Genomic DNA, 17,864 nt, shown 5'->3' on the forward strand with positions numbered 1-17,864 from the left:
TTCCCAATCATGCCGTGCGGCGCAGTATCAGCAGATGGCGTTGGCCTTGGCAACCGGGTACGGCCAGGGCGTGTTCGCTATCGAGTTTGAAGTCTGCCGGCAATGCTACCAGCTCATCGGCCGGATGGACGCCCTTCATTGCCAGCCAGCGCGTATCGGCGTCGCCGAGGTGGCGAGTCCAGTTGGTGAAGTTTTCCATGCTGCTGAATGCCCGGGAAATAATCCCGTTGAATGGCTGTGCAGGCTGGAACGCTTCGACGCGACTGTGGATAACTTGCAGGTTATCCAGTTTGAGTTCGAGTTTGACCTGGGTCAGAAAACGGGTTTTCTTGCCGTTGCTGTCCAGGCACGTCACTTGCGAGTCCGGATACAGGATCGCCAGAGGGATCCCAGGCATGCCGCCGCCGCTGCCGACATCCAGCCAGCGACCGTTTTCGATGAACGACATCACGCTGAGGCTATCGAGCAAGTGACGGGACACCATTTCGTCCGGGTCGCGAACGGCGGTCAGGTTGTAGGCCTGGTTCCATTTGATCAACAGGGCCAGATAACCCAGCAGCAATTCGTGCTGGGTTTCAGTGAGATTGACACCGAGCTCGCGGGCTCCTGTGGATAACTCTTCGGCGTGTTGCGAAGTGACCTTAGAACTCAAGCGCTTTGCTCCAACTGACGGCCCGCGCCGCGTTTTTTCAAATGAATCATCAACAGCGAAATTGCTGCCGGGGTCACACCCGGGATCCGCGAAGCCTGGCCCAGCGTCTCGGGACGCGTGGCGCCCAACTTGCTCTGGATCTCCTTGGAAAGACCGGAAATGTTGGTGTAATCGATATCCACAGGCAGTTTCGTGTCTTCACTGGCGCGCAGACGGGCGATTTCGTCCTGTTGGCGATCGATGTAACCGGCGTACTTGGTCTTGATCTCGACCTGTTCGGCGACCTGTGGATCTTCAGCGCCCTGCCCGGTCACTTCGACCAGACCAGCGTAGTCGATTTCCGGACGGCTCAAGAGATTGAGCAGGTTGTATTCGTGAGTCAGCGGAGTGCCGAATTTTTCTGCAATTGCATCGCCCTGCTGGGTGCCCGGGCGAACCCAGGTGCTTTTCAGACGCTGCTCTTCCAGCTCGATGTTTTCGCGCTTCTTGCAGAAAGCCGCCCAGCGCGCGTCATCGACCAGACCCAGTTCGCGACCTTTTTCGGTCAGACGCAAGTCCGCGTTGTCCTCACGCAGGATGAGGCGGTACTCGGCACGGGAAGTGAACATGCGGTACGGCTCTTGAGTACCGAGGGTGATCAGGTCGTCGACCAATACCCCGATGTACGCTTCATCGCGACGCGGGCACCAGGCTTCTTTGCCTTTCGCACGCAGCGCGGCGTTGGCTCCTGCGAGCAAACCCTGGGCGCCGGCTTCTTCATAACCGGTGGTGCCGTTGATTTGACCAGCGAAGAACAGACCGCCGATGACTTTGGTTTCCAGGCTGTACTTCAGGTCGCGCGGATCGAAGTAGTCGTACTCGATCGCATAACCCGGACGCACGATGTGCGCGTTTTCCATGCCGCGAATCGATTGCACGATCTGCAATTGCACGTCGAACGGCAGGCTTGTGGATATCCCGTTCGGATACAGCTCATGGGTGGTCAGGCCTTCCGGCTCGATGAAAACCTGATGGCTTTCCTTGTCGGCGAAGCGATGAATCTTGTCTTCGATCGACGGGCAATAACGCGGGCCAATGCCTTCGATCTCGCCGGCAGCGGAATACATCGGCGAACGGTCGAGGTTCGCGGCAATGATTTCGTGGGTACGGGCGTTGGTGTGAGTAATCCAGCAACTGACCTGCCGTGGATGTTGTTCTTTGTTGCCCATGAACGACATCACCGGAATCGGCGTATCACCTGGCTGCTCGGTCATCACCGAGAAATCCACAGACTTGCCGTCGATACGCGGTGGCGTGCCGGTTTTCAGGCGTCCAACGCGCAGCGGCAATTCACGCAGGCGATGCGCAAGGGCGATCGACGGGGGATCACCGGCACGACCGCCGGAAAAATTCTGCAAACCGATGTGGATAAGTCCGCCGAGGAACGTGCCGGTGGTCAACACCACGGAATCGGCGAAGAAACGCAGACCCATTTGCGTGACAACACCGCGTACTTGTTCCTGCTCGACGATCAGGTCGTCAGCGGCTTGTTGAAATATCCACAGGTTCGGCTGGTTTTCCAGAATTTCACGGACAGCGGCCTTGTAAAGAATACGGTCGGCTTGCGCACGGGTTGCACGTACGGCCGGGCCTTTGCGGCTGTTCAACACGCGAAACTGGATACCGCCCAGATCGGTGGCCATGGCCATCGCGCCGCCGAGGGCGTCGATTTCCTTGACCAGATGGCTTTTGCCAATGCCTCCGATGGCCGGGTTGCAACTCATGGCACCGAGGGTTTCCACGTTGTGCGTCAGCAGAAGGGTTTTTGCACCCATGCGTGCTGAGGCCAGTGCTGCCTCGGTACCGGCATGACCGCCGCCGATGACGATCACTTCAAAACGGGAAGGGAAATCCACCACGCACCTCGTGCCTGCTTAAGTAGGTAATTCAGGAATAGTTTGAGATCAGGTTTCTGGACCTGGTCGGCAAGTATAGGGACTTCGCCCTTCCTAAAGAACCCTTTGCACAAAATTTAACCAGCTGTGGAGAACTCGCGGTTAAAAGAATAAAAAAGAGAGAAATTTATAAAACCTTTGTTTTAAAGCTTATTCTTACTGCCCATGATTTCTGTGGATAGATTTCTACAGGCCTTTATTTTCAATGTGTACAGAGATTCAAAACCCTGTGGCCATGTCGCCATGAGGCCCTTGGATAACCGGTTTAAGCCTGTGGATTAATGCGGTGGTTATCCACAGAGGCAGTTATGTTCAGTTTTCAGGCCCTGTTATCAACTGCCCTCAGCGGCGGTTATTCACAGGGCTTAATTCACAGAAATCTGATGAATGAAGGGATCGCGGACGCAGAAAATCCGCCCAGGATCAGAAAACCTGTCCGGCACTGGGGCAAGGAAATACGAGGAAGAGGGAACAGACAGGTCGCGTATGGACCTGTCTGTGGACAGCGGATGGATTATTTACCGATGCAGAAGCTGGAAAAGATCCGTCCCAGCAGATCATCGGAGCTGAAGGCGCCGGTGATTTCCCCAAGGGACTGCTGGGCCTGACGCAGGTCTTCGGCCAGCAACTCACCCGCTCCCGCCAACGTCAGTTGGGCACGTCCATGTTCCAGGGCATCACTGGCGTGACGCAGGGCTTCCAGGTGCCGGCGGCGTGCGCTGAAGCTGCTTTCCGACGTCTGTTCGTAGCCCATGCAGGCCTTGAGGTGATCACGTAGCAGATCCAGCCCTTCACCGGCGGATTTTGCGCTCAGACTGATCGTTACATGGCCGTCGTCGCTGACTTCCAGAGCAATGGGTTCACCGGTGAGATCAGCCTTGTTGCGAATCAGCGTGACCTTCGCCGGATCCGGCCGGGTTTCAAGGAATTCCGGCCACAGCGCAAACGGATCGGCGGCCTCGGGCGCCATGGCATCGACAACCAGCAGCACTCGATCAGCTTCGCCGATGGCTTTCAATGCTCGTTCAACGCCGATCTTTTCCACATGATCATCGGTGTCGCGCAGACCGGCGGTGTCCACTACGTGCAGCGGCATGCCGTCGATGTGGATATGTTCGCGCAGGATATCCCGAGTCGTGCCGGCAATCTCCGTCACGATGGCGGCTTCTCGTCCGGCCAATGCATTCAGCAGACTGGATTTGCCGGCATTCGGACGACCGGCAATCACCACGGTCATGCCGTCACGTAGCAATGCGCCCTGCCCGGCTTCGCGCAATACGGTGGATAACTCGTTACGAACCTTGTCGAGCATGCTCAGGACATGGCCATCGGCAAGGAAGTCGATCTCTTCTTCCGGGAAGTCGATCGCGGCTTCGACATAAATCCGCAAACCGATCAGCTGTTCGGTGAGGTTATGCACACGTTGGGAAAATGCACCCTGCAACGAACGCAGAGCGTTTCGTGCGGCCTGGGCAGAACTGGCTTCGATCAGGTCGGCAATGGCCTCGGCCTGGGCCAGGTCGAGTTTGTCATTGAGGAATGCTCTTTCGCTGAACTCACCGGGCCGCGCCAGACGGCAACCCAGTTCCAGACAACGCTTGAGCAACATGTCGAGGACGATCGGGCCACCGTGGCCCTGCAGTTCCAGTACGTCTTCGCCAGTGAACGAGTTCGGCCCCGGGAAATACAGCGCCAGACCTTCATCCAGCACCTGCTGATCGTCACTGAAGAACGGGCCGTAGTGGGCAAACCGTGGTTTCAGTTCACGGCCGCTGATGGCTTTGGCTGCAACGCTGGCCAGCGGCCCGGAAATTCGAACGATGCCCACGCCGCCACGGCCCTGGGCGGTAGCGACGGCTGCGATGGTTTCACGAGGTGCGCTCATAAACCGGTATCCAGACAAAAATGGCAGATAGCAAAACGCCCCACTAGGGGGCGTTTTGAGTGGTGTTATCCACAGAGTAAGTTACGCCTCGGCTTTTTTCGTCGCCGCTTCGATCTTACGCGTGATGTACCACTGTTGGGCAATCGACAGGCAGTTGTTCACAACCCAGTACAGCACCAGACCTGCCGGGAACCACAGGAAGAAGAAGGTGAAGATGATTGGCATCATTTTCATCACCTTGGCCTGCATCGGATCCGGAGGTGTAGGGTTCAGACGCTGCTGGATGAACATGGTCGCGCCCATGATGATCGGCAGGATGAAGAACGGATCCTTGATCGACAGGTCGGTAATCCACAGCATGAACGGCGCCTGGCGCATTTCCACGCTTTCCAGCAGAACCCAGTACAGAGAAAGGAAAACCGGCATCTGCACGAGGATCGGCAAGCAGCCGCCCAGCGGATTGATCTTCTCTTTCTTGTACAGCTCCATCATGGCTTGCGACATTTTCTGCCGGTCATCGCCATGTTGCTCTTTCAGTGCAGCCAGTTTCGGAGCCACGGCGCGCATGCGGGCCATCGACTTGTAGCTGGCGGCCGACAGAGGGAAGAAAATCCCTTTGATCAGCATGGTCAGGAAGATGATCGACCAGCCCCAGTTGCCGACGATGCTGTGGATATGTTGCAGGAGCCAGAAGATTGGCTGGGCAATGAACCACAGAATGCCGTAGTCGACGGTCAGTTCCAGACCTGGGGACAACTCTTTCAGCACAGCCTGGCTTTTCGGACCGGCGTACAGAACAGCGCTGGTTTCGACTTTCGCACCCGGTGCAGCGGTCAGCGAAGGACCGGTGTAACCGATGATGTAATTGCCTTTGCTGTCTTTACGGGTCTGGACGATGTTGTTTTCGCCCTTCGGAGCAACCCATGCCGTCACGAAGTAGTGTTGCAGCCAGGCTACCCAGCCACCGGTGACGGTTTCCTTGAGCTGACCTTTGTCCATGTCCTTCATGGACACTTTCTTGTACGGCTCGGAACTTGTCCACAGGGCAGCGCCCAGGTAAGTCGCGGTACCGGTAGCAGTAGTCGACGAAGGATCGGCGCTTGCATCGCGTTTCAGCTGGGCAAACATCGAACCGGACCAAGGCTGAGCGCTCTGGTTGTCGATCAGATAAGTCACGGTCACGTCATACAGGCCACGTTTCAGAGTGAAACGCTTGATGTAATTGACGCCGTCCTTGCTGAACTTCAGGTCAACGACCAGTTGGTCCTGACCGTCAGCCAGTTGATAAGTCTTCTTCTCCGAGGAGTAGATCGGACGACCGGCCGGGTTTGCATCCGGACCGTTGGTGCCGATCAGACCGCTCTGTGCCAGATAAGTACGTTCGCCGCCGTTGTCGAACAGCTGAAACGGTACGTCCGGACGATCCTGACGGCGTGGATACAGCGGCAAGGTCAGCTGGGCAACATCGCCACCTTGTGGATCGATCGCGAGATCGAGCACGTCGGTCTTGATCTGGATCAGATCCTTGCTGACGGCGACCGGCGTTTCGGCAGGTGCGCTGGTATCACTTGCGGCGCGCGGAATATCGTCACTGGCGGCAGCATTATTGCCAGTGGCGGTGTCCGGCAAACCGGATGTAGTCGTACTGGAAGCAACATTCTGAGTCGGCAGGGCAGCCTGGCCATAGTCCTGGTTCCATTTAAGGACCATGACGTAGGACACGATTGCCAGGGCGACGATCAGGATCGTGCGTTTGATATCCATGATTACTCGGCCATCGAAGAAGAACGGGAGGTAGGGATAGGTGGAACCGGGTCATAACCACCGGGATTCCACGGATGACAGCGACCTAAACGACGAAAGGTCAGCCAGCCACCGCGCAGAAGGCCATGATTTTCGATGGCTTCATACGCGTAGCAGGAACAGCTGGGGTAGAAACGACAGTGACTGGCCATCAAGGGACTAATGGCGTAGCGATAAAACTGGATCGGAACGAGTGCCAGTTTACGCATCGGGACTGTCTACCCCTACAGTTTCGGTTTTGACTGCTGGTACCGGCTTGTTGCGTGCCAGACGCTTCCAGAGTTTGCCGAAATGCTGAATCAATTCGGGGTTTTCTACGTCACCCAAACCTTTGCGCGCGACGATAACGATGTCCCAGCCGACCAGTGAATCCTGGTGCAGGCGAAACGATTCGCGCATCAGACGTTTGAGGCGATTGCGCTCGACGGAGAGTTTTACACTCTTTTTCCCGATAACCAGCCCGAGACGGGGGTGATCGAGATCGTTGTTGCGCGCAAGGAGCAGGAGATTTTTCCCCGGAACCTTGCCGGTAGGGGAGTCAAAGACCGCCTTGAAGTGCCGGGGAGTAAGCAGACGCTTTTCCCGACTGAAGTCCTGACTCACCTCCAGTGCCGGATTATCAAACTGCCAGACGTGCGCGGCCTTTGGCGCGACGACGCGACAGTACGGCACGACCGTTCTTGGTAGCCATGCGAGCACGGAAACCGTGGGTACGAGCGCGTTTGATAGTGCTTGGTTGGAAAGTACGTTTCATGTCGTGTTACCTGGTTCGTCCACAACGGGCCGGAATGGCCCCCGTTTTAAGAGACCGGGGATTCTAGAGAAAGCAAGTCCATAGGTCAATTTCCAACCAACGTTTCCTTATAAATAGATCTTCGGAGCGTGCGGGACCTGATTAACCGTTTGCCAGAGATAAAAATAAAGAAGGGAATTATTTAAAGCTTTTCTGTAAAGCTTGTAAAAGCTAGGCGCGACCTCGTCTGTGGATAACTGGCTCAAGGCCTTGTTTCAAGCGATGTACAGAGAATGACAACTACAGTGGAAAACCGTGTTAAGCCTGTGCTGCACTGTCGGATAACCTGTGTGTGGAAAGGGCGGTTATCCACAGGCCGGTTATCCACCGACTTTCGCCCCCAGTTGTCCAGTGTGCTCAGATAGGGTTATCCACAAAGCTTATGCACACACCGTTGGTCGCCTTTTTCTCGTTTAACGCATTGATAAATCATGTGCACCGGGCAACCTGCATGTGGATAAGTGGACGACTGGCCGCTACAATGGCCGCTTGTTTTTGCCTCACCGGCTTTCAACTTAGGGGATATCCGTGTCAGTGGAACTTTGGCAGCAGTGCGTGGAGCTTTTGCGCGAAGAGCTGCCTGCCCAACAATTCAACACCTGGATCCGTCCACTACAGGTCGAAGCCGAAGGCGACGAGTTGCGCGTCTATGCACCGAATCGTTTTGTTCTGGACTGGGTCAACGAGAAGTACCTGGGGCGCGTCCTTGAACTGCTGGATGAGCATGGCAATGGTCTGGCACCGTCGCTTTCCTTATTAATAGGCAGCAAACGCAGTTCGGCCCCGCGTGCCGCCCCGAATGCGCCATTGGCTGCTGCTCAAGTGGCCCAGGCTCAGGCCAATGCAGTACCGGCCAGCGCACCAGCGCCAGCGCCGACACCTGCACCGAACAAGCGTTCGCCTCAGAAAACCGAAGAGATCAGTGAAGAGCCGTCCCGCGACAGCTTTGATTCGATGGCCGGCGCCGCTTCGCAACAGGCACCGGTTCGCGCCGAACAGCGCACCGTGCAGGTCGAAGGCGCGCTCAAGCACACCAGCTACCTGAACCGTACCTTCACCTTCGAAAACTTCGTCGAAGGTAAGTCCAACCAGCTCGCCCGTGCGGCGGCCTGGCAAGTGGCAGACAATCCCAAGCACGGCTACAACCCGCTGTTCCTTTATGGCGGTGTAGGTCTGGGTAAGACGCACTTGATGCACGCGGTGGGCAACCATCTATTAAAGAAGAACCCGAATGCCAAGGTCGTGTACCTGCATTCCGAGCGTTTCGTGGCCGACATGGTCAAGGCGCTGCAATTGAACGCAATCAACGAGTTCAAGCGTTTCTACCGTTCGGTGGACGCCCTGCTGATCGACGACATTCAGTTCTTCGCCCGCAAGGAACGTTCCCAGGAAGAGTTTTTCCACACCTTCAACGCCCTGCTTGAAGGTGGCCAGCAGGTCATCCTTACCAGTGACCGCTACCCGAAAGAAATCGAAGGCCTTGAAGAACGCCTCAAATCCCGCTTCGGCTGGGGCCTGACGGTTGCCGTCGAGCCACCGGAACTGGAAACCCGCGTCGCGATTTTGATGAAGAAGGCCGACCAGGCCAAAGTCGAGTTGCCTCATGACGCGGCGTTCTTCATTGCCCAGCGTATTCGCTCCAACGTCCGCGAGCTGGAAGGTGCGCTGAAACGCGTGATCGCCCACTCGCACTTCATGGGCCGCGACATCACCATCGAGTTGATTCGCGAATCCCTGAAAGACCTTTTGGCGCTGCAGGACAAACTGGTCTCTGTGGATAACATTCAGCGTACCGTCGCCGAGTACTACAAGATCAAGATCTCCGATTTGCTGTCCAAACGCCGTTCGCGTTCGGTCGCTCGTCCGCGTCAGGTGGCCATGGCCCTGTCCAAGGAACTGACCAACCACAGCCTGCCGGAAATCGGCGATGTGTTTGGCGGCCGCGACCACACGACGGTGTTGCACGCCTGCCGCAAGATCAACGAACTTAAGGAATCCGACGCGGACATCCGCGAGGACTACAAGAACCTGCTGCGTACACTGACCACTTGATGAACACCAGCGCAGCTTATTAAGGCAAGGGACTAGACCATGCATTTCACCATTCAACGCGAAGCCCTGTTGAAACCCCTGCAACTGGTCGCAGGCGTCGTCGAGCGCCGACAGACCTTGCCGGTACTGTCCAACGTGCTGCTGGTTGTCGATGGCCAGCAACTGTCGCTGACCGGTACCGACCTGGAAGTCGAGCTGGTCGGTCGCGTGCAACTTGAGGAGCCGGCTGAAACAGGTTCCATCACCGTGCCGGCGCGCAAGCTGATGGACATCTGCAAGAGCCTGCCGAACGATGCGCTGATCGATATCAAGGTCGACGAGCAGAAGCTGGTGGTGAAAGCCGGCCGTAGCCGCTTCACCCTGTCGACCCTGCCGGCCAATGACTTCCCGACTGTAGAAGAAGGCCCGGGTTCGCTGACCACCAGCCTGGAACAGAGCAAGCTGCGTCGCCTGATCGAACGCACCAGTTTCGCGATGGCCCAGCAGGACGTGCGTTACTACCTCAACGGCATGTTGCTGGAAGTCTCGACCGGTGTGATCCGTGCCGTCGCTACCGACGGTCACCGTCTGGCCATGTGTTCGATGCAGGCCGATATCGGTCAGCAGGAACGCCACCAGGTAATCGTGCCGCGTAAAGGTATTCTCGAACTGGCACGTCTGCTCACCGAGCCGGACGGCAACGTCAGCATCGTCCTGGGTCAGCATCACATCCGCGCTACCACCGGCGAGTTCACCTTTACCTCGAAACTGGTCGACGGCAAGTTCCCGGATTACGAGCGCGTTCTGCCGAAGGGCGGCGACAAGCTGGTGCTGGGCGATCGTCAGGCGTTGCGTGAAGCTTTCAGCCGTACCGCGATTCTGTCCAACGAGAAATACCGAGGTATCCGTCTGCAACTGGCCAGCGGTCAGTTGAAGATCCAGGCCAACAACCCGGAGCAGGAAGAAGCGGAAGAAGAAGTAGGTGTGGAATACAACGGCGGCTCCCTGGAAATCGGCTTCAACGTCAGCTATCTGCTCGACGTGCTGGGCGTGATGACCACCGAGCAGGTTCGTCTGATCCTGTCCGACTCCAACAGCAGTGCGCTGGTGCAAGAGTCCGACAACGACGATTCGGCTTACGTTGTCATGCCGATGCGTCTGTAATCAGCTGACTCTGGATGTCGCTAAGTCGCGTCTCGGTCACCGCGGTGCGCAATCTGCACCCGGTGACCTTCTCCCCCTCCCCCCGAATCAACATTCTTTACGGTGCCAACGGCAGCGGCAAAACCAGTGTTCTGGAAGCCATTCACCTGCTGGGGCTTGCCCGTTCGTTTCGTAGCACGCGGCTGTTGCCGGTCATCCAGTACGAGCAGCTTGCCTGCACCGTTTTCGGACAGGTCGAACTCGCCGAGGGTGGCCACAGCGCATTGGGGATATCTCGCGATCGTCAGGGCGAGTTCCAGATCCGCATCGACGGTCAGAATGCCCGCAGCGCTGCGCAACTGGCGGAAATCTTGCCGCTGCAGTTGATCAATCCCGACAGCTTTCGCCTGCTGGAAGGCGCGCCGAAGATTCGCCGACAGTTCCTCGACTGGGGCGTGTTCCACGTCGAGCCGCGGTTCATGGCCACCTGGCAGCGTTTGCAGAAGGCCTTGCGCCAGAGAAACTCCTGGCTGCGGCATGGTACACTTGACGCCGTTTCGCAAGCGGTTTGGGACAGGGAACTGTGCCAGGCCAGCGCTGAAATCGATGAATACCGCCGCGCTTACATCAAAGCCTTGAAACCAGTCTTTGAACAAACCTTGAGCGAACTGGTTGAGCTCGAAGGTTTGACGCTCAGCTATTACCGAGGCTGGGACAAGGACCGGGAACTGAGCGCTGTACTCGCCGGATCCGTGCAACGGGACCAGCAAATGGGTCATACCCAGGCTGGGCCACAACGGGCTGACTTGCGTCTTAGATTGGGCGCTCACAACGCTGCGGACATCTTGTCTCGGGGTCAGCAAAAGTTGGTGGTCTGTGCGTTGCGGATTGCCCAGGGGCATTTGGTGAGCCAGGCCCGACGCGGCCAGTGTATTTATCTGGTGGATGACTTGCCGTCCGAGCTGGACGAGAGCCACCGTCGCGCGCTGTGCCGCTTGCTGGAAGACTTACGCTGCCAGGTTTTTATTACCTGTGTAGATCACGAATTATTGAGGGAAGGCTGGCAGACGGAAACGCCAGTCGCTCTGTTCCACGTGGAACAGGGCCGTATCACCCAGACCCACGACCATCGGGAGTGAAGGCATTGAGCGAAGAAAATACGTACGACTCATCGAGCATTAAAGTGCTGAAAGGCCTGGATGCCGTGCGCAAACGTCCCGGTATGTACATTGGTGACACCGACGATGGCAGCGGTCTGCACCACATGGTGTTCGAGGTGGTCGACAACTCGATCGACGAAGCCCTCGCCGGCCACTGCGACGACATCAGCATCATCATCCACCCGGATGAGTCCATCACCGTCAAAGACAACGGTCGTGGCATCCCGGTAGACGTGCATAAAGAGGAAGGCGTTTCCGCCGCCGAGGTCATCATGACCGTCCTCCACGCCGGTGGTAAGTTCGACGACAACTCCTACAAGGTATCCGGCGGTCTGCACGGTGTAGGTGTTTCGGTAGTGAACGCGCTGTCCGAAGAGCTGGTCCTGACCGTTCGCCGCAGCGGCAAAATCTGGGAACAGACCTACGTCCATGGCGTACCTCAGGCGCCGATGGCGATCGTTGGTGACAGCGAAACCACCGGTACCCAGATTCACTTCAAGGCTTCCAAGGAAACCTTCAAGAACATTCACTTCAGCTGGGACATCCTGGCCAAGCGTATTCGTGAACTATCCTTCCTCAACTCCGGTGTCGGTATCGTCCTGAAGGACGAGCGCAGCGGCAAGGAAGAGCTGTTCAAGTACGAAGGTGGCCTGCGTGCGTTCGTTGAATACCTGAACACCAACAAGACTGCGGTCAACCAAGTGTTCCACTTCAACATCCAGCGTGAAGACGGCATCGGCGTGGAAATCGCCCTGCAGTGGAACGACAGCTTCAACGAGAACCTGTTGTGTTTCACCAACAACATTCCGCAGCGCGACGGCGGCACCCACCTGGTGGGCTTCCGTTCCGCACTGACGCGTAACCTGAACAACTACATCGAGCAGGAAGGTCTGGCGAAGAAGCACAAAGTCGCCACCACCGGTGACGATGCCCGTGAAGGCCTGACTGCGATCATTTCGGTGAAGGTGCCGGATCCGAAGTTCAGCTCCCAGACCAAAGACAAGCTGGTTTCTTCCGAAGTGAAGACCGCGGTCGAACAGGAAATGGGCAAGTACTTCTCCGATTTCCTGCTGGAAAACCCGAACGAAGCCAAACTGGTTGTCGGCAAGATGATCGACGCAGCCCGTGCCCGTGAAGCGGCGCGCAAGGCCCGTGAGATGACCCGTCGCAAAGGCGCGCTGGACATCGCCGGTCTGCCGGGCAAGCTCGCTGACTGCCAGGAAAAAGACCCGGCGCTGTCCGAACTGTACCTCGTGGAAGGTGACTCCGCGGGCGGCTCTGCCAAGCAGGGACGTAACCGCAAGACCCAGGCCATCCTGCCGCTGAAGGGCAAGATCCTCAACGTCGAGAAAGCCCGTTTCGACAAGATGATCTCGTCCCAGGAAGTGGGCACCCTGATTACCGCGCTGGGCTGCGGTATCGGTCGCGAAGAGTACAACATCGACAAGCTGCGCTATCACAACATCATCATCATGACCGATGCTGACGTCGACGGTTCGCACATCCGTACCCTGCTGCTGACGTTCTTCTTCCGCCAGTTGCCTGAGCTGATCGAGCGCGGCTACATCTACATCGCCCAGCCGCCGCTGTACAAGGTCAAGAAAGGCAAGCAAGAGCAATACATCAAAGACGACGACGCCATGGAAGAGTACATGACGCAGTCGGCCCTGGAAGATGCGAGCCTGCACCTGAACGAAGACGCCCCGGGCATTTCGGGTGAAGCGCTGGAACGTCTGGTGAATGACTTCCGCATGGTGATGAAGACCCTCAAGCGTCTGTCGCGCCTGTACCCGCAGGAGCTGACCGAGCACTTCATCTACCTGCCGGCCGTCAGCCTGGAAATGCTCGGCGACCACGCCAAGATGCAAGATTGGCTGGCCCAATACGAAGTCCGTCTGCGCACCGTCGAGAAGTCGGGTCTGGTCTACAAGGCCAGTCTGCGTGAAGACCGCGAGCGTGGCGTATGGCTGCCAGAGGTCGAGCTGATCTCCCACGGCCTGTCGAACTACGTCACCTTCAACCGCGACTTCTTCGGCAGCAACGACTACAAGACCGTCGTCACCCTCGGCGCTCAATTGAGCACCCTGCTCGACGAAGGCGCGTACATCCAGCGTGGCGAACGCAAGAAAGCGGTCACCGAGTTCAAGGAAGCCCTGGACTGGCTGATGGCCGAAAGCACCAAGCGCCACACCATCCAGCGATACAAAGGTCTGGGTGAAATGAACCCGGATCAGCTGTGGGAAACCACCATGGACCCAAGCGTGCGCCGCATGCTGAAAGTCACCATCGAAGACGCCATTGGCGCAGACCAGATCTTCAACACCCTGATGGGTGATGCGGTCGAACCTCGCCGTGACTTCATCGAGAGCAACGCTCTGGCGGTGTCCAACCTGGACTTCTGATCCCGGTCGTCGTCAAAAAAAGGCCAACGCATTGCGTTGGCCTTTTTATTGGCAGATCAAAATACGCAGTCTTACTCAGACACCGCCGCCACACTCTCCAACCGATACCCATACCCATAAATCGTCAGCAGCTGCCAACCCCGATCCGCCGTCAGTCCGAGTTTGTTGCGTAGGCGATAAATATGGGTGTCCAGTGGTCGCGACGTGGACATCTCTTCGTGGGGCCAGAATCTCTCGTACAGGTAATCCCGCGACAGCGGCCGCCCCAGGTTGCTGAACAGGCAGTGGGCGAGACGATATTCGCGTTCGGTCATGACGATCGGTTTCCCGTCGCGGGTAACGGTCAGTTCGGCGTCGTCGAACACCAGATCGTTGAAACGCAGGACTTCGGCGGGTGCGCTACGTTGCAGGCTATGCCGACGCAATACCGCTGCCACGCGGGCCTTCAATTCATTGGGTCGAAACGGTTTGCTCACGTAATCGTCGGCTCCCGCATTCAACGCCTGGACGATATCGCTCTCGCCGTCGCGGCTGGTGAGCATTATGGCGGCCGGCGGGGCTTCCATGTGTTCGCGGGTCCAGCGCAGCAGTGCCAGGCCGGTGAGGTCGGGCAATTGCCAGTCGAGGATCAACAGGTCGAAGGTTTCCCGGCGCAACTGGCGCAGGAGGTCTTCACCGCTTTCGAAGCTGTGAAGTGACCACGGCTGTCCTCCAGCCTCGGCGATTTGTTGCAGGGTCTGCTCGACCCGGCGCAGTTCGGCGGGTTCATCGTCCAGTATCGCAACGCGCATACGCGGTGGTTCCTTGTCGCTCGGGCAATGGGTGCCGACCGGATCGGCTCTCTCCATGCAGTGAAAGTAAGCGGCACGCCGTGGGGTGAGCCGCTATGATTCTTCGGGTCTACGTCCTCAGACCGGCCGTCCATGAATCCATTCAACCCGCCCTGCCCTGTTTCCCATGAATAACCAGCGCCGACACGAAAGTCGCGTACCCAGCCAGGTTCAGCGTTTGTTCCGGCAACTGGTGCGCGAGTGGGTGTGGATAAGTCTAGTGCTGTTGCCGCTGACTGCACTGCTTTCCTGGCGTGCGCAGATCAATTTGCATGACCCGTCGCCATTAATGGGCGCAGGACTTTCGGTAGCCATGGTCGCGTGCGTACTTGGGTTGCTGCTGTGGCGCCCGCGTCTGGCGCTCTGGCTCACATTGGGCGGGATGGCCTGCGTGCTGTTGACCAGTGCAGGCCTGGCTGAGATGCGGCGTTGGTGGTCACCGACGCCGGCAGTGCTGGGTATGTTGTTCGGTTATCTGATCTGGAACTGGCGACGCCTGAGCGTGGTGCTGACCTACTTCGGTTGGGAGCTTGCGCGGCTGGACAGTGAACCGAAAGTCTTCCCCGAACGGCGTCGGGCGCAGTTTCCCGGCGCCGACCGCTTGCAGGGGCAGATCATGGCGCTTGAGCAAGCCATGAGCCGCACCCGCGATACCCGCCGGTTCATTGCCGACGGGCTGGAATATCTCCCGGTCGCGACCCTGATCAGCGATCCACGGGGGCAAGTCTTGTTGGGCAACCGCAAGGCCCGGAGCCTGTTCGATCACAATCTGGTGGGCGAGGATGTGCTCGATCAACTGGCGAGCCTGGGCTATCCGGAGTTGTCCACCGATCAGCGCCCGCCGCTCTCCGAGCTGCCTCTGCTGGAGTTTCGTGATCACAAGGAACGCAGCCTGCGCCTGGAGCGTGCTGCGTTGTTGCCCGTCGATGGCGACCTGCCGATCGGCTGGCTCCTGAGTCTCACTGACCTGAGCGCCGAACGCGCCGCCGAGGAACAGCGCGGTGTATTGCTGCGCTTTCTGTCCCATGACCTGCGCGCGCCCCATTCGGCGATTCTCGCCCTGCTCGATGTACACCGGCATCAGGCAGGAACGGATTCGCCACTGCTCGAACAGATTGAGCGTCAGGTACGCCGGGCGCTGGAACTCACCGACGGCTTCGTTCTGCTGGCCCGGGCGGAATCCGAGGCGTACCGGTTTCAGCCGAGCTTGTTCGGAATGCTGGTCATGGACGTGCTGGATCAGGCACTGCCCATCGCCCAGCAAAAGCGCATCCAGCTGTTGAACGACATGGACGAACACTCCCAGGAGCGTTTGATCCTGGCCGATCAAGGCTTGTTGACCCGAGCACTGTTCAACCTGCTGGAAAACGCAATCAAGTACAGCCCGGCCGGATCCACGATCGTCATGCGTGTCAGCTGCCATGACGACTGGTTGCGTTGTGAACTGACCGATCAAGGCAAAGGCATCGCGGCAGAGGAACTGCCTGATCTGTTCAGCCAATACCGACGCTTTTCTTCTGCACAAGGCATCGACGGCGTGGGGTTGGGGCTGTCGATGGTCAAAGCCGTGGTGGATCACCATGGCGGTCGGATCGAGTGCCTGAGCGTGGTCGATCAAGGCACGACGTTTCGTGTGGAACTGCCGCTGATTGCCGAAGAGCAGGCATAAAAAAACCGGCTATATCAGCCGGTTTCCTTACTTCCCAAAAAAACTTATGCACCTTTTACGGTGTTTTATCAGCTTCAGAAATATATAAATAAATCAGTCACTTAATCTGATAATCAGGCACTTTGCGAACAAACCGTACACAGGTTATCCACAAATCTCAGACAGCGATCTGATCGTTCGCAGCCGGAGCTTCAGGGGCCGGAGGCAGCGAGCCCATTTCCCGTTGTGTCTTCTCGTTCCACGCCTGTACCCGGTCATTCAGATCGGCAATGGCGCGAGGGCCGTTGCCCTCGGCGTACATCGGCTCACCAATCACCACAGTGATCACGCCGGACTTTTTGCCCCAACCGATTTTCGGCCAGAACTTGCCGGCATTGTGCGCAATTGGCAGCACCGGAAGCGCCGCATTCACTGCCAATGCGCTGCCACTGCGGGAGAACTTGCCGATGGTGCCGTGGGGAACGCGAGTGCCTTCAGGGAAGATCAGCACCCAGACATTGTCCTTGAGCAACTCGTCACCCTTCGCCGCGACCTGCTTGAGGGCGGCTTTCGGGTTTTCCCGGTCAATTGCGATCGGCCGCAGCATGGCCATCGCCCAGCCGAAGAACGGCACGTACAGCAATTCGCGCTTGAGCACCTGGCTCAAGGGCGAGAAATAAGCGGAGAGAAAGAACGTCTCCCAGGTGCTCTGGTGGTTCGATTGAATCACGCAGGGCCGGTCAGGCACGTTTTCTGCGCCTTTGACTTCGTAGCGGATGTCGAGGAACACCTTGGTTAACCACAAGGCGCAACGGCACCAGTACACGTTGATGAAACGATAGCGCGCCTTGAACGGCAGAAAGGGCGCGATAAAAAAGCTCAGGCTGCACCACAGCAGAGCAGTGGTGCCCAGCAGCAGGTAAAAGAGGAAGATTCTGATGGCCTGCAGTATCGACATGGCGACGTTTACCATTACGGGCGATGCCCGACTGTTCAAGCGCACTCCCGATCAATCCCTGGTCAGGAACTTCAGAAGTACTCTAGTTGTGGATAAGTTCTGCGGCAATCGCCGCGAGATCGTCAAAAATCAGGGTGCCCACCGGCAAGGTCTTGGCCTGAGTCTTTTCGCCTTTCCCGGTCTTTACCAAAACGGGCTGTGAATCGACGGCTTTGGCGGCCTCCAGGTCACCAAGGCTGTCGCCGACAAACCAGACATTTGTCAGCGCGACGTTGTAATGCTGCGCGATGGTTTTCAACATCCCCGGTTTCGGCTTGCGGCAATCGCAACCTTCGTCCGGGCCATGCGGGCAATACACGATCAGCCCGACTTCACCGCCCTGCTCCGCCACCAGTTCGCGCAGACGCGCGTGCATGGCATCGAGGGTGGCGAGGTCATAGTAGCCGCGAGCAATGCCCGACTGGTTGGTGGCGACTGCCACCGTCCAGCCGGCCTTGCTCAACTGCGCAATCGCTTCGATCGAGCCGGGCAGCGGAATCCACTCCTCCACCGACTTGATGTAAGCGTCGGAGTCGTAATTGATCACTCCGTCCCGATCGAGAATCAGCAGTTTCAACAGCAATCC

15 protein-coding genes are annotated in these 17,864 nt (G+C 57.7%); 5 read left to right on the forward strand and 10 right to left on the reverse strand.

Annotated elements, in window-relative coordinates; translation table 11 throughout:
* Positions 1-7 precede the first annotated feature (7 nt).
* The 7 genes from rsmG to rpmH all read right to left on the reverse strand — a co-directional run bounded on the left by rsmG (position 8) and on the right by rpmH (position 7,028).
* Positions 8-652: a 16S rRNA (guanine(527)-N(7))-methyltransferase RsmG gene (gene rsmG / locus AC1MDC_RS20705; protein ID WP_007911906.1), complete on the reverse strand. Its 645-nt coding sequence runs from the start codon at positions 650-652 to the stop codon at positions 8-10.
* Positions 649-2,547, reverse strand: coding sequence for a tRNA uridine-5-carboxymethylaminomethyl(34) synthesis enzyme MnmG (gene mnmG / locus AC1MDC_RS20710; protein ID WP_085702244.1), 1,899 nt, complete (start codon positions 2,545-2,547; stop codon positions 649-651). Before mnmG ends, rsmG begins: the two co-directional genes overlap by 4 nt.
* A 553-nt stretch (positions 2,548-3,100) precedes the next feature.
* Positions 3,101-4,471 carry a tRNA uridine-5-carboxymethylaminomethyl(34) synthesis GTPase MnmE gene (mnmE, locus tag AC1MDC_RS20715; RefSeq protein ID WP_085696625.1) on the reverse strand — a complete coding sequence of 457 codons (1,371 nt, stop codon included), beginning with the start codon at positions 4,469-4,471 and terminating at the stop codon, positions 3,101-3,103.
* 81 nt (positions 4,472-4,552) lie between these two features.
* The gene (gene yidC / locus AC1MDC_RS20720; RefSeq protein ID WP_007954136.1) at positions 4,553-6,235 is read right to left on the reverse strand and encodes a membrane protein insertase YidC; all 1,683 of its coding nucleotides are present in this window, start codon (positions 6,233-6,235) and stop codon (positions 4,553-4,555) included.
* A gap of 2 nt (positions 6,236-6,237) precedes the next feature.
* Positions 6,238-6,483, reverse strand: coding sequence for a membrane protein insertion efficiency factor YidD (gene yidD, locus AC1MDC_RS20725; protein WP_010465488.1), 246 nt, complete (start codon positions 6,481-6,483; stop codon positions 6,238-6,240).
* Positions 6,476-6,877 carry a ribonuclease P protein component gene (rnpA, locus tag AC1MDC_RS20730; protein WP_011336726.1) on the reverse strand — a complete coding sequence of 134 codons (402 nt, stop codon included), beginning with the start codon at positions 6,875-6,877 and terminating at the stop codon, positions 6,476-6,478. Before rnpA ends, yidD begins: the two co-directional genes overlap by 8 nt.
* A gap of 16 nt (positions 6,878-6,893) precedes the next feature.
* Positions 6,894-7,028 (reverse strand): 50S ribosomal protein L34, encoded by a 135-nt coding sequence (gene rpmH, locus AC1MDC_RS20735; protein WP_003213577.1) that lies wholly within the window; start codon positions 7,026-7,028, stop codon positions 6,894-6,896.
* Positions 7,029-7,595: 567 nt separating this feature from the next.
* Here rpmH and dnaA point away from each other — a divergent pair.
* The 4 genes from dnaA to gyrB are packed head-to-tail and all read left to right on the forward strand — an operon-like array spanning position 7,596 to position 13,803.
* Complete coding sequence (dnaA, locus tag AC1MDC_RS20740) at positions 7,596-9,119, forward strand: chromosomal replication initiator protein DnaA (RefSeq protein WP_480393579.1); 1,524 nt, start codon at positions 7,596-7,598, stop codon at positions 9,117-9,119.
* Positions 9,120-9,158: 39 nt separating this feature from the next.
* Positions 9,159-10,262 (forward strand): DNA polymerase III subunit beta, encoded by a 1,104-nt coding sequence (gene dnaN / locus AC1MDC_RS20745; protein WP_007954131.1) that lies wholly within the window; start codon positions 9,159-9,161, stop codon positions 10,260-10,262.
* 14 nt (positions 10,263-10,276) lie between these two features.
* Positions 10,277-11,380: a DNA replication/repair protein RecF gene (recF, locus tag AC1MDC_RS20750; RefSeq protein ID WP_003220208.1), complete on the forward strand. Its 1,104-nt coding sequence runs from the start codon at positions 10,277-10,279 to the stop codon at positions 11,378-11,380.
* A 5-nt stretch (positions 11,381-11,385) separates the two neighbouring features.
* Entirely contained in the window at positions 11,386-13,803 is a 2,418-nt protein-coding gene (gene gyrB / locus AC1MDC_RS20755) for a DNA topoisomerase (ATP-hydrolyzing) subunit B (protein WP_085686140.1), read from the forward strand.
* Between the two features lie 71 nt (positions 13,804-13,874).
* Here the strand turns inward: gyrB and AC1MDC_RS20760 are convergent, their stop codons facing one another.
* The gene (locus AC1MDC_RS20760; RefSeq protein WP_085696622.1) at positions 13,875-14,594 is read right to left on the reverse strand and encodes a response regulator transcription factor; all 720 of its coding nucleotides are present in this window, start codon (positions 14,592-14,594) and stop codon (positions 13,875-13,877) included.
* Between the two features lie 166 nt (positions 14,595-14,760).
* Between AC1MDC_RS20760 and AC1MDC_RS20765 the strand changes: the two genes are divergently transcribed.
* Entirely contained in the window at positions 14,761-16,302 is a 1,542-nt protein-coding gene (locus AC1MDC_RS20765; RefSeq protein WP_480393580.1) for a sensor histidine kinase, read from the forward strand.
* 157 nt (positions 16,303-16,459) lie between these two features.
* On the opposite strand, the gene AC1MDC_RS20770 is transcribed toward AC1MDC_RS20765, so the two are convergent.
* Entirely contained in the window at positions 16,460-17,239 is a 780-nt protein-coding gene (locus tag AC1MDC_RS20770) for a lysophospholipid acyltransferase family protein (protein WP_085696942.1), read from the reverse strand.
* 82 nt (positions 17,240-17,321) lie between these two features.
* Positions 17,322-17,861: a D-glycero-beta-D-manno-heptose 1,7-bisphosphate 7-phosphatase gene (gene gmhB / locus AC1MDC_RS20775; protein WP_164872121.1), complete on the reverse strand. Its 540-nt coding sequence runs from the start codon at positions 17,859-17,861 to the stop codon at positions 17,322-17,324.
* Between the last annotated feature and the right edge of the window lie 3 nt (positions 17,862-17,864).

Source organism: Pseudomonas sp. 1 (assembly GCF_056626735.1).

Excerpts from the sequence above, each read along its gene's own strand:
- mnmE (WP_085696625.1), bottom strand. The coding sequence starts at position 4,471 with ATGAGCGCACCTCGTGAAACCATCGCAGCCGTCGCTACCGCCCAGGGC.
- yidC (WP_007954136.1), bottom strand. The coding sequence starts at position 6,235 with ATGGATATCAAACGCACGATCCTGATCGTCGCCCTGGCAATCGTGTCC.
- yidD (WP_010465488.1), bottom strand. The coding sequence starts at position 6,483 with ATGCGTAAACTGGCACTCGTTCCGATCCAGTTTTATCGCTACGCCATT.
- rpmH (WP_003213577.1), bottom strand. The coding sequence starts at position 7,028 with ATGAAACGTACTTTCCAACCAAGCACTATCAAACGCGCTCGTACCCAC.
- dnaN (WP_007954131.1), top strand. The coding sequence starts at position 9,159 with ATGCATTTCACCATTCAACGCGAAGCCCTGTTGAAACCCCTGCAACTG.
- recF (WP_003220208.1), top strand. The coding sequence starts at position 10,277 with ATGTCGCTAAGTCGCGTCTCGGTCACCGCGGTGCGCAATCTGCACCCG.
- AC1MDC_RS20760 (WP_085696622.1), bottom strand. The coding sequence starts at position 14,594 with ATGCGCGTTGCGATACTGGACGATGAACCCGCCGAACTGCGCCGGGTC.
- AC1MDC_RS20765 (WP_480393580.1), top strand. The coding sequence starts at position 14,761 with ATGAATAACCAGCGCCGACACGAAAGTCGCGTACCCAGCCAGGTTCAG.
- AC1MDC_RS20770 (WP_085696942.1), bottom strand. The coding sequence starts at position 17,239 with ATGTCGATACTGCAGGCCATCAGAATCTTCCTCTTTTACCTGCTGCTG.